At 61.8% G+C, this 12,096-nt stretch carries 8 protein-coding genes; 6 read left to right on the plus strand and 2 right to left on the minus strand.

Going from position 1 to position 12,096, the window contains the following annotated elements; genetic code table 11:
- Nucleotides 1-782: 782 nt before the first annotated feature.
- The gene (gene amyA, locus BRX37_RS23575; RefSeq protein ID WP_125989759.1) at nucleotides 783-2,273 is read right to left on the minus strand and encodes an alpha-amylase; all 1,491 of its coding nucleotides are present in this window, start codon (nucleotides 2,271-2,273) and stop codon (nucleotides 783-785) included.
- 43 nt (nucleotides 2,274-2,316) lie between these two features.
- Between amyA and BRX37_RS23580 the strand changes: the two genes are divergently transcribed.
- The 6 genes from BRX37_RS23580 to BRX37_RS23605 all read left to right on the plus strand — a co-directional run bounded on the left by BRX37_RS23580 (nucleotide 2,317) and on the right by BRX37_RS23605 (nucleotide 11,038).
- Nucleotides 2,317-2,643: a DUF2934 domain-containing protein gene (locus BRX37_RS23580; protein ID WP_202906983.1), complete on the plus strand. Its 327-nt coding sequence runs from the start codon at nucleotides 2,317-2,319 to the stop codon at nucleotides 2,641-2,643.
- Nucleotides 2,644-2,689: 46 nt separating this feature from the next.
- Nucleotides 2,690-4,795 (plus strand): glycogen debranching protein GlgX, encoded by a 2,106-nt coding sequence (gene glgX / locus BRX37_RS23585; RefSeq protein ID WP_063975894.1) that lies wholly within the window; start codon nucleotides 2,690-2,692, stop codon nucleotides 4,793-4,795.
- On the plus strand, nucleotides 4,792-6,495 hold the full coding sequence (gene treZ / locus BRX37_RS23590) for a malto-oligosyltrehalose trehalohydrolase (protein ID WP_063975895.1): 1,704 nt from the start codon (nucleotides 4,792-4,794) through the stop codon (nucleotides 6,493-6,495). The genes glgX and treZ overlap by 4 nt, the downstream gene beginning before the upstream one ends.
- Nucleotides 6,492-8,267, plus strand: a complete 1,776-nt coding sequence (locus BRX37_RS23595; RefSeq protein ID WP_277788566.1) for a 4-alpha-glucanotransferase — start codon at nucleotides 6,492-6,494, stop codon at nucleotides 8,265-8,267. Before treZ ends, BRX37_RS23595 begins: the two co-directional genes overlap by 4 nt.
- Nucleotides 8,264-10,657 carry a malto-oligosyltrehalose synthase gene (gene treY, locus BRX37_RS23600; protein WP_125989761.1) on the plus strand — a complete coding sequence of 798 codons (2,394 nt, stop codon included), beginning with the start codon at nucleotides 8,264-8,266 and terminating at the stop codon, nucleotides 10,655-10,657. The genes BRX37_RS23595 and treY overlap by 4 nt, the downstream gene beginning before the upstream one ends.
- A 66-nt stretch (nucleotides 10,658-10,723) precedes the next feature.
- A complete protein-coding gene (locus tag BRX37_RS23605) occupies nucleotides 10,724-11,038 on the plus strand; it encodes a hypothetical protein (protein ID WP_125989763.1) in 315 nt (104 codons plus the stop codon).
- A gap of 561 nt (nucleotides 11,039-11,599) precedes the next feature.
- Here BRX37_RS23605 and BRX37_RS23610 read toward each other — a convergent pair.
- Nucleotides 11,600-12,046 (minus strand): PA2169 family four-helix-bundle protein, encoded by a 447-nt coding sequence (locus BRX37_RS23610; protein WP_063975898.1) that lies wholly within the window; start codon nucleotides 12,044-12,046, stop codon nucleotides 11,600-11,602.
- Nucleotides 12,047-12,096: the final 50 nt, after the last annotated feature.

Consider the following 12,096-nt stretch of genomic DNA (forward strand, 5'->3'; position numbering starts at 1 on the left):
CGCGCATGGTTCGCCCTCGCCTAAGCATGGGGATAGGCGCCGGCCCGTCCGGCGTAACCCCCGTTTCCTGCTTACTCCGAGGGCGGGCCAACTTCACCGCACGAACATACGGTCTAGGGGCTACTCAGTTGGACCCAAAATTCGGCCGGATAGTTCAACGATTTAATGGTCAGGAAACTCCGAGAACTGAGAATGGCCGATGGCCGATGTGCATTGTTCGTTGCACGACACAATCGCATCTCCATGAGTGCGTTCATGTACCGAGTACGCAAAGGCATGCCGGTTGATGAAGCAGCCACTTTACCGCCGCAAAACAAGCCATCTTGATAATCACGCCAGGTGACAACCTCTCCGCACAGCGCTGTGCGCGACCACTGCTAATCGAATGCAAGACCATCTCGGCTGTGCGGCCATCGCATTGCCCATGACAGACGATAAAATTGGTCGATGGACGATCCGCAATCGTTGACCCTGCAAACCTCACCCCCGAGCAACAAGCGATCGTCGACGAATTGTTTCGGCGAAAGTTCGAAGCAACCGGCTTTGATAAACTGCGGCCATAGGCGAGGCTGTTATCCTGAATAGGTGATGAACGTATTACCCTTTCCGAAACTTCGGCAATAGGTCACAAAATCACCACCGTTAACGCCTCCGACCATGACCTCAAAGATCGAAGCTACTTACCTCATGACGGTCTGATGAGGCTGGGCTCGACGCTTCCACGTCCCCGCTATTTAGCTCCTTACCGCGAAATGCGAAGCCGAATGCAGCCAGTCGAGCGATCAGCCGTGCACGTCGCTGCGTACCCACAAGCTAACGGACCCCGGCGCCACCCGCACCGTCAATCGCCCCTCCCCGTCCGCGACACGCTCTTCGTCGCAATGCCCAAGATAGTCGACAAAGGCAGCGTCGGCATGATCGCGACCCAGTTCCACCGTCTTTTCCATGGTGTCACGGTTGGTAAGAATGAGGATGGCGCCCGCTTGCTCATGAGTGCCATGCCGCACGACTATAAGGCAGTACGGGTCGTCAAAAATGTCCGTCTGCGCGCCATGAGCGAAGCGCTGCCGCGCCTGGACTAACCGTGGCAGACAATCAACAGGAGCAATCATTATGTCATGCACCTTGCCGTCGCTCCCTGTGTCGCTGTAGCGCGCGCCATAAAGGTCGGGATGGAAGAGACAGGGCGTCCCCTGCTCGCGCATGAGGATCAGAGCATAGGCGTGCGGCTTGAACCAGTCTTCGACCGGCGCCTCCAGTGCCTGCAAAGGCTGCGTGTCATGATTGCCGACGATCGTCACGGCATGGTCTGGCATCGCAGCGACAAGCGTGTCGTCGAAAAGGGTGCGAAGGTCAAAGTCGCCACCGGCGCGTGACGCCTCGCGAAAGCGGTGATGTAGCGCTACATCGAACAGCATCAGCTGCCGGTCGACTTGCTCAAGATATTGGCCAAGCGCCGCCATGTCGGGGTGCCAATATTCCGCGACCACAAAAAGCTCGGGATCGACACTCTCGCGCATATGGCCAACCCAGTCGCGAAAGAACCAGGCGGGTATATGCTTCGCCGCGTCCAGACGAAATCCGTTGCAGGGCACCTGCTCGGCGATCCAGCGCCCCCAATATTTCAGCTCCTCATAAACGGCTTGATTCCGGAACTCGACGTCGGCGCCCATCAGATAGTCATAATTGCCATTCTCGCCGTCGACCTCGTCATGCCATTCTCCATCGCCATATTCGTTCACCAGGCGGAAAACGCCATCCTCGTCCGGCTGCTCGACATGATCGACGCCGGTGAAACATCTGCTGTCCCACACGAATTCTGAATATTGGCCCTGTCGGCCCGGGAAGGTGAAGCGCGTCCAGGCATGAGCCTCGAAAGCCTCGTCCTCGAACTGGTTGCGATCGTCTGGGTTGGCCCGGCGTACGCGCACAGGCTCGACTTCGTCCGCGCCAATCTTGTGATTGAAGACAACATCGAGGATCACGCCGATACCGGCGTCACGCAGGGCCTTCGTCGCGCCTTCAAATCCGGTCCGATCGCCATAGCGGGTCGCGATCGCTCCCTTCTGGTCGAACTCGCCAAGGTCGAAAAGGTCGTAGCTGTCATAGCCCACCGACTGCTGTCCGGATGCGCCCTTGTAGGCTGGCGGTAGCCAGACATCCGTCACGCCCATTGCAGCAAGCTCGCAAGAGGCCTTGACCACTTCATTCCAGAGCGAGCCATCGGCGGGATAATACCAGTGAAAGAATTGAAGCAGCGTGCGCGGAGCCATGGCAAATCCTTGAACGGAGGCCGCCGCTCAACGAGCCAAAGTTATGCCGGTTGCAGCGCAACAAAAATTCTCGCTGATCTGGATCAGTCGCTGCATCCATTGGGCTTCCTGCGCGTTTATCGCTGGCCGCGCATTGCGGTATCGGATGGAGGACTGCGTGCAGGATAATCTAGACGACCGCATTCGGGTACGGGCACATGCCATCTGGGAAGCGCAGGGTCATCCTGAGGGGCTTGCCGAAGAACATTGGCGTCAGGCGGCCGAGGAAGTGGCGCAGGTCGACAAGTTGGCCGAGCTTCCCCCTCCCGCTGCGACAGGAGCAGCGGCAAAGGCGCTGACCAGGCCGAAAGTGCCCAAACCGACGGTCTGACCCCGTTGGTTCTCGCCCGCCCCCGCCATGACAGGACCGAGCCGCATTGAGCCAGCATCCTGACCGCCTCGAGAGCGGATCACCCTATCCTCTTGGCGCAAGTTTTGACGGGCTTGGCGTCAACTTCGCCATTTTTTCAGCCAATGCCGATCGGATCGAACTTTGCCTGTTCGATCCCGGAGGCCGCAAGGAAATCGCACGGCTGACCTTGCCCGAATGTACCGATGAGGTCTGGCACGGCTACCTGCCCGACGCACGGCCGGGCCTCCTCTATGGCTATCGCGTCCATGGCCCTTACGCCCCCGAACAGGGCCATCGCTTCAATCCCAACAAGCTGCTGCTCGATCCCTATGCCCGACGGCTGTCTGGCGCCATCAGATGGAATGATGTGCTGCACGGCTATCCGGTCCGCGGCCGGCGCAGGGATCTGGGATTCGACAGACGCGACAGTGCCAGTGCCATGCCCAAGGCTGTGGTCACCCACGACAGTTTCGACTGGTCGCGCGATGTCCGCCCGAACGTTCCCTGGTCGGAAACAGTGATTTATGAAGCGCATGCCAAGGGCCTGACCAAGCTGCTGGAGGCGGCCCCCGCGCAGGAGCGCGGCACCTTTGCGGCGCTCGCCCATCCCAGGGTCATCGACCATATGAAGCGGCTGGGCATCACGACGCTCGAGTTGATGCCGATCCATGCCTTCACGCAGGATCGCTTCCTGCTGGAAAAAGGCCTTCGTAATTATTGGGGCTATAACAGTCTGAGCTTCTTCGCGCCCGAGCCAGGCTATTTTTCCAGCGATAGCCATGACGAGTTTCGCGTCGCAGTGCGGCGCCTGCACGCGGCCGGGATCGAGGTGATCCTCGATGTCGTCTATAATCATAGCTGCGAGGGCAGCGAGCTTGGCCCGACATTGTCATGGCGTGGCATCGACAATGCGACCTATTACCGGCTGTTGCCCGACGATCCGCGCTACTGCCTCAATGACACCGGCACCGGCAACACCTTCAAGCTCACTCATGCTCGCGTGATCCAGATGGTGGCCGACTCGCTGCGATACTGGGCAACCAGCTTCGGAGTAGACGGTTTCCGCTTCGATCTGGGGCTGACGCTTGGCCGTACGGATCATGGCTTCGACCCCAATGCCGGTCTCTTCGACGTGCTGCGCCAGGACCCGATCCTTGGTCGCCTCAAGCTTATCACCGAGCCATGGGACGTGGGCATGGGCGGCTATCAGCTCGGTAATTTCCCGCCCGGATTTGCCGAATGGAACGACAAATATCGCGATACCGCGCGGCGCTTCTGGCGAGGCGATCCCGGGCAGCGCGCCGATCTGGCCGCCCGGCTTTCAGGATCGGGCGACCTGTTTGATCGTCGTGCGCGTCGCCCTTGGGCAAGCGTCAATTTTCTCACCAGCCATGATGGCTACACGCTCGCTGACCTCGTCTCCTATGAAGAGCGGCACAACGAGGCCAATGGCGAGGATAATCGCGACGGCCATGACAATAATCTTTCGCGCAACTGGGGCGCGGAAGGACCGACCCCCGAGCCGGCCATCCTCGCGACGAGAGGCAGGGTAAGGCGAGCGATGCTCACGACCTTGCTTGCCTCGCTCGGCACGCCGATGCTCGTGGCCGGCGACGAGTTTGGCCGCAGCCAGGGCGGCAATAACAATGCCTATTGCCAGGATAATGACATCAGCTGGCTCGACTGGTCGCTGATGGAGGGAGAGGAAGGCAAGGCCCTCTTCGCCTTCACCGCGCGGTTGATTGCCCTGCGCAAGGCTCATCCGGTGTTGCGCGCATCGACCTTTCTCTACGGGCAGAATTCTCCGGGGTTCGGCATCAACGACATCGAATGGTGGGACGAGCGCGGGGAGCAACTGTCCCGGGAGGACTGGGATAACCCTGACGGGCGTGCGCTCGTCATGCGGCGGGCGACCCTGCTGGAGGATGGGCGAGTCGAGGCGCTGACACTGCTCCTCAATGCGAGCGGAGACCCCATCGACTTCACCCTCCCCGCTCCCTCGGCGCCGCGGCAAGTGCTGATCGACAGCGCGCAGCCGGAGCGGGAACCCTTCGCGATCGGCGACGATTACCGGGTCGAGGCCCACTCCGCTGTGCTGGTTTGCTGGCTGGGTGAAAGGCCGCGACCATGATCCAATGGGGCCCGGCCGACATCGGTGGGGGACGCTGGCGTTTCGCTCTCTGGGCACCCGACCGACAAAGCGTGTCGCTCGAAATCGAGGGCGGAGCGACCTTGCCGATGGAGCCCGCTGATGATGGCTGGTTCTGTGTTGAGACCAGGGCCAGCGAGGACAGCCATTATCGCTTCCGCCTTGCCCCCGACCTTGCAGTCCCTGATCCCGCGTCGCGCCGCCAAGCTGGCGGTGTCCACGGCTGGAGCGTCGTCACCCCGATATCGCCGCCTGCCACCGGCTGGACGGGTCGCCCCTGGGAAGAAGCCGTCATCTATGAGCTGCATGTCGGCCTGTGCGGCGGATTCACCGGCGTGGCTGACCGACTGCCCGCTTTGGCCGCCATGGGCGTCACCGCAATCGAATTGATGCCCGTCAACGCTTTTAGTGGATCGCGCAACTGGGGCTATGATGGCGTCCTGCCCTTTGCGCCGGCCGAGGTCTATGGAAGTCCTGCGGACCTGCGTGGCCTGATCGACGCCGCGCATGAACTGGGTCTCATGATCTTCCTCGACGTCGTCTACAACCATTTCGGCCCGGACGGCAATTATCTGGGCGCCTATGCCGCGCCCTTCTTCCATGCCGAACGCCACACGCCCTGGGGCGGCGCGGTGGCGGTCGATCGTCCGCCGGTCGCGGCCTTTTTCCGCGAAAATGCGCTGATGTGGCTCAATGACTATGGCTTCGATGGACTGCGCTTCGATGCGGTCCATGCGATCGACGACGACGCGTTCCTCGACGCGCTGGCGCACGACCTTCGCGCCGCCACGCCCGGGCGCCACATCCACCTGATGCTGGAAAATGAGCGTAATGATGCCGGCCGCCTGGGGCCCATGCGCTATGATGCCCAGTGGAATGACGATTTCCACAATGTCATGCACGTCCTTTTGACCGGTGAGCGTGACGCCTACTATGAGGACTTCGCCGAGCGCCCGGCGCACCGGCTCGCGCGATGTCTTATGGAAGGCTTCATCTATCAGGGTGATCCATCGCCCCATCAGCAGGGCAAGCTACGTGGGACGCCTAGCGCCCATCTGCCCCCATCGGCCTTCATCGCCTTCCTTCAAAATCACGACCAGACCGGCAATCGTGCGCTGGGCGAGCGGCTGATCGCGCTGACATCGCCGGAACGGCTGAAGGCCGCGACGACGCTCCTGCTGCTCATGCCGCACATCCCCCTGCTTTTCATGGGGGAGGAGGCCGGCGCGACCAGCCCCTTCCTCTTCTTCACCGATTTCCATGACGAATTGGCCGATGCCGTACGCGAGGGCCGACGCCGCGAGTTCAAGAGCTTTGCCGCCTTCGCCAGTCAGGACGCCCGCGCGCGCATTCCTGATCCCAACGCCCACAAAACCTTCGACATGGGTCGGATAGTGGAGGGGCCTGACGCGGCCGAATGGCGCCGCTTCTACCAAACGCTTCTGACACTGCGCCACCGCGCGATCGTGCCGGGAATCGCTGGCGCGCACGCGCTTGAAGCGACCGTGCTGACCCAAAGCGCTGTACAGGCGCTATGGCGGCTCGGCGACGGGCGTCTGCTTTCCATCCTTCTCAATCTTGGCGATCTGCCGGTCGATTGTTCCAGACGAGAGAAGCCGGCATTTTCGGCTGGAACGCCAGGTGGCCCTCCCAGCTGCGCCGTCTGGATCGATCTGCCATGATGACGCTGCTCCATCAGCTTGCGCAGGAAGCGGGCATAGCCCGCCTCTGGACAGACGCGGATGGCGAGGAGCGACAGGTGAGCGACGAGAGCCTGCGGGAAATCCTGTCTGCGCTGGGGCTGGGGCTCGGAAATGGGGACGAGGCAGCCATCACCATCGCGCGCGCGGCGCTTCACGAGCGGCGTTCGGCCCGCCCTGCCCTCATCACAGTGGATTGCGGGGAACCGCTCGCCCTGCCCGAGGGCGTACGCACGCTTCGAACCGACACGGGCGAGGTGATCGAAATCGACGCGGAGCGCGGCTTCTCGCGCCCCGGCTACTACCGCGCGGTCTATGATGACGGTAGCATCCTTCTTGCGGCAGCCCCTGTCCGTTGCCCGGCCATAAAAAGACGCGGCTGGGGCGTCACGGTCCAGATCCCGTCGCTGCGCGGCGACGACAAGGACTTTGGTGATTTTGGCCTGCTGGCCGAGGCGGTGGCACAGCTGGGGGCATGTGGTGCGGATGCTGTGGCGCTGAGCCCGGTCCATGCGCTGTCGCTGGCCGACCCGGGCCGTTTCGCACCCTACTCGCCGTCGAGCAGGATTGCGCTCAATGCGCTGTTTGCCCCACTTGAGACAGCCGGCGTGTCGCCCTCGGCAGCTCTGATCGACTGGGACGTCGCCGGCCCGGCCAGGCTGGCCGCTCTTGAGGAGGCGATCGCGCGCAGCGCACAGGATGATGTGGTGCCAAGTGAGGCGGGAGGCTTCGAACATTTCGTCCAGAAGCGGTCGCGGGCCGGGCTCGACGCCGTCCAGCGCGCCGCGCGGGATGCTGGCATGGCTATCGGCATCATCGCCGATCTTGCGGTCGGCGTCGATCCGCAGGGCGAGGAAGCGCGTGGTGATCCCGGCCTATTCCTGCAGGGACTGCGCATCGGCGCACCGCCCGACCCACTTGGGCCACAGGGACAGGACTGGGGCCTCACCAGCTACAGTCCGCAAGGTCTCGCCGATCGGGAATTTGCCCCCTTCATCGCTATGCTGCGGGCTAATCTGCCGCAAGGCGGCGGCATTCGCATCGACCACGCCTTCGGTCTTCAGCGGCTCTGGGTGATCCCGCAAGGCCGTCCGGCGAGCGAGGGGGCCTATCTCACTTATCCGTTCAACGACCTGCTGCGCCTGTTGAAGCTGGAGGCCTGGCGCGCCGACGCGATCGTCATCGCCGAAGATCTGGGCACCCGGCCGCCCGGCTTTAGCGAGGCGCTGGGAGAGGCGGGCATTTACGGCATGACCGTCCTCCCCTTTACACGCGACGATAAGGGATTTCTCGGCGCCTCCGCCTATCCTCCAGGATCCGTCGCCATGAGCGGCACCCATGATATCGCGACAATCGCCGGCTGGTGGACCGGCCGCGACCTGGATTGGAACCGCACGCTCAATCGAGGTGGAGAGACACAGGCGGAACGCGCCAAGGCACGTAGTAAGCTGTGGCAGGCCATCGGATCGGGAGCGCCGCAGCCGAGCGACGACGATCCGACGCCCGTGATCGAGCGGGCCTTAAGCTTTCTGGCCGGGTCAGCTTCGCCGCTCCTGCTGGTACCCATGGAGGATCTGGCCGGTCTTGTCGAACAGCCCAACCTTCCTGGCACCACAACCGAGCATCCCAACTGGCGTCGCCGCCTCCCGGCACCGATCGACGCTCTGCTGGCCGAGCCTGCGGTTCAGCGGCGCATCGCCTGCCTGAACAAGATCCGTCCGGCAGCCGCCCTGTTGCAGGAGGAGCAGCCATGACGCCGCGCGCGACTTATCGGGTGCAGTTGACGAAGGATTTTCCTTTCAAAGCAGCCGAGGCGATTGTCCCCTATCTGGCGGATCTGGGCATCAGTCACCTTTATGCATCGCCGATCACGACCGCGCGCAGCGGCTCTACGCATGGCTATGATGTCGTCGACCCGACCCGGATCAATCCCGAACTGGGCGGCGAGGACGGCTTCCGCAGCCTCGTCACAGCCCTGCGTGCCCATGACATGGGCATCATCATCGACATCGTTCCCAACCATATGGGCGTGGCGGGCGGCGAGAACCCATGGTGGAACGATATTCTGCGGCTGGGCCGTGCCAGCTCCTACGCCGGCTACTTCGATATCGACTGGAATGGGCCTTTGATCTTGCCGATATTGGGAGCCCCGTTGGCTGACGTCATCGCGCAGGGTGATCTGGTCTTGGGATCGGAGGGCGAAGCACATCTCCTCCTCTATGGAGAGCAGAAGCTGCCCCTGCGCCCGGATGGGCCGCTGGAAGGCGATGTATCGACGATCGCCCATGCTCAGCATTACGCTCTCGTCCATTGGCGCGCCGCCAACGACCTGCTGAACTGGCGCCGCTTCTTTTCCATCAACGAACTGGCCGGCCTCAAGGTCGAGGAGCTGTCCGTTTTCGAAGCCACCCATGCGCTATACTTCCGCCTGTATCGCCAGGGCCTGATCGACGGTCTGCGGATCGACCATGTCGATGGTCTATCCGATCCGGCGGGCTATTGCCGCAAGCTCCGCGCCCGCATGGATGCCATACGTCCCGGCGCCATCATCCTGATTGAGAAGATTCTCGGCGCGCAGGAAGCTCTCGCCACAGACTGGGGTGTAGACGGGACGACCGGCTATGATTTCATGCGCGATATCATGGCCCTGCTGCACGACCCTGTAGGCGAGGCGCCGCTCGCACGCCTCTGGGTGGCGCTCGATGCCGATCATGCCGATCCGCAGAAGGTAGTCCGACAGGCGAAGCGCGACATGCTCGACTGGCAGTTCGAGGCGCAGTTGGCCGCCTGCGTGGAAGAATTTGGGAGGCTTGCCTCGAGCAGCGGCCAGTCCATGATCGAAGCATGGACGACGCCAATGCTCCGCCGAGCGATCGCCTGCCTGTTGCAGGCTTTTCCGGTTTATCGCACCTATGGCGACGGGCGCTCTGCTCCCGATAGCGATGCGGTTGCGCGGGCGGACGCATGGGAAGCAGCGCGGTCGCAGCTGGCGCCGGGCGAAGGACCGGTGGCCCGGCAAATCCTTGCCTGGCTTGCGGGCGACGGCCCCGGCAGCGCAGATTTTGCTGCCGAGGCCGTTCGCAAGTTCCAGCAGCTCTCGGCGCCCATCGCAGCCAAAGGGGTCGAGGACACCGCCTTTTATCGCCGAGCGCCTCTCCTGTCGGCCAACGAGGTCGGATCGGCGCCCGAGCAGTTTGCGGTCTCGCCAGCCGAATTCCACCGCCGGGTGATGGACCGCGCGCGCGATTTTCCAGGCGCGATGCTGGCAACCGCGACCCACGACCATAAGCGGGGCGAGGATAGTCGCGCGCGCATCGCCACCCTGAGCGCTATCCCCGAACTGTGGGCGGACCGCGTCCAGCAATGGAACGTTGTTGCCGATGAGTGCGGACCTAACGTCCATCCCGCCGATCGCTATCAGCTTTTCCAAACCTTGTTCGGTGCTTGGTCAGATGAAGGCACGTCCCCCCGCTTCGAGGAGCGTATCCTCGCCTGGCAGCAGAAATCGCTGCGAGAGACCCGCCTACGATCAAGCTGGGAGGATCCGGATCTTGATTATGAGAAGAAGGCGGCCCGGCTGGTTTCCAATCTGCTGGCCGACCAGAATTTCGCGAGCAACTTGGCGCATTTCGTCAAGCAAATGGCGCCTGCTTCGCGGATCAACAGTCTGGTTCAGACGACGCTCAAATTCTGCCTGCCAGGCGTCCCTGACATCTATCAGGGATGTGAACTGGAAGATCTCAGCCTCGTCGACCCTGACAATCGACGGGCTGTAGATTATGCCCGACGCAAAGCACTGCTCGCAATGCGCGACGTCGGCGGAAACGGTAAGCTGCAGCTTGTTCATCGGCTTTTGTCGATGCGCCGCGACAATCCCGAACTGTTCGCGTCCGGAACTTACAAGCCCGTGCTGATCGAAGGACCACGGGCCGGCCACGTTCTTGCCTTCACACGCAGCCATCGCGATGTGCGACTGACGTGCGCCTTCATGATCCGCGCGGCAGCCACGGTTGCCGCCACTGGTGATCTGCCTCCAGCTGAATGGTGGCGCGATACGCATCTTGTGCTCGACGAGATCGTCCCGGCGCACCGATTATTTGCCCATGAACCCTTTCTTATTAATCTCGATAAAGGTTTCGAATAATTGTGGAACAAGGAGCCAGACCGCGCGTCTCATTGGCTGCTCAGCCTTCCTTGACTGGAGACGCTCGTGGTATTTGAATCCCGCACATTGCAATGGTTTGCCAACCGCGTCGATACTATCGAGATCCGCTGTAACGCCCATCGTGATATGCGAACAACCGTGGCGCGGCATCTTCTGGACCGGGAGCGCCGGGGTGAGACTGTCCAGTTCGAGAATGACGAAGCGCGCCGACTTTGCATTTCGACTGACATGCTTTGGGAACTCAGCATCCGCCATGCAGATGGCAGTCACGTGTATGTGGCCTCGTCCAGCTTTGAGAACTGTGTTGCCCTCCTTCAACAGGTCGACGGGATCGGGCTGACGAGCGGCGTCGCTGCGTGAAATTTCGTTTCCTAACGGTGAAGGTCAGGATCGCTGCGCTAGTCATCTGACCTCCTAGCCCGCCGCATGCGACCGGAAATCTGCAGGCGGCTCACCATCCCTCCATAGTCCGAAAATCACCGCAATAGGTGCGGCTCGACAGTCACATACTGACTAGCGCCGCCCCTCTCGAGATTCAAAGATCACCCACATTGCAGCTGGAGGCCCGATTTCTTGGAGACTTTCTCGGAACGCTGCGACCGATTTGAACTGGCGCATTCCCGCCAAAAAACGACCGCTTGTGGACGCGCTTAGCCATCAGTTTCGCGTCCCCAGATGCAGAGAGGCAGCTTTCCCCATTCTGGATGTTTAAGACTGGCCGGTAGGCGACTGTCGCGTTTGGAGCGCAGATACAGAGATGTTTGCCGCTCAGCTATCCCCGCGATGGGGCGCCGAACCGGACATTCGTCTAACGGCCAAACTGAACGCAACCTCGCTTATTTTCTGCGCAATATTTGCCGCGTAAAAGAAGGAGCATGGCGAAACCGCCATGCCCCTCCTATTTGTACGGTATAGCCGAGATCAGTCGTGCAGCGAGTGCTTCAGGTCGCGAATTTCGTCATGACCGGCCTTCACGGTCACATAGGCATCCTCGATGATCGCTTTGACCGCCGGGCTGACTTCCGTGTCGCGGATTGCGTCTTCGAACTTGTGCTTGATGTGATCTTCGCCGGCTTCGACCTGATCGACAATCGCCACGTCGTCGCTCGACATTGAATTGCGCAGGTTGAGGAAGAGGCGATGCGCGCCTGCCAGAAGCGTGCCGTCATCTTCCGGCGTACCGCCCAGTGCGCGCACTTCGCCTTGCAGCTTAGTGGTCAGGGCCTGGCGCTCGCTGCCGCGACGCAGAAAGATCGGCGTGAAGCGCGAAGTGTCGGAAGCCTTCGCCGCTTCGGAATAGCCGTCCGCGCTGTCGATGACCGTCTCGATCAGCGAATTGAGCGTCTTGATGTCATGATCGGTGGACATTGATTTCTCCTGCGAGCTTGGATGGAAATCTGATATGATTAGCTTGCCTC

This window comes from Sphingomonas sp. S-NIH.Pt3_0716 (assembly GCF_003950715.1).
GTDB lineage: Bacteria > Pseudomonadota > Alphaproteobacteria > Sphingomonadales > Sphingomonadaceae > Sphingobium > Sphingobium yanoikuyae_A.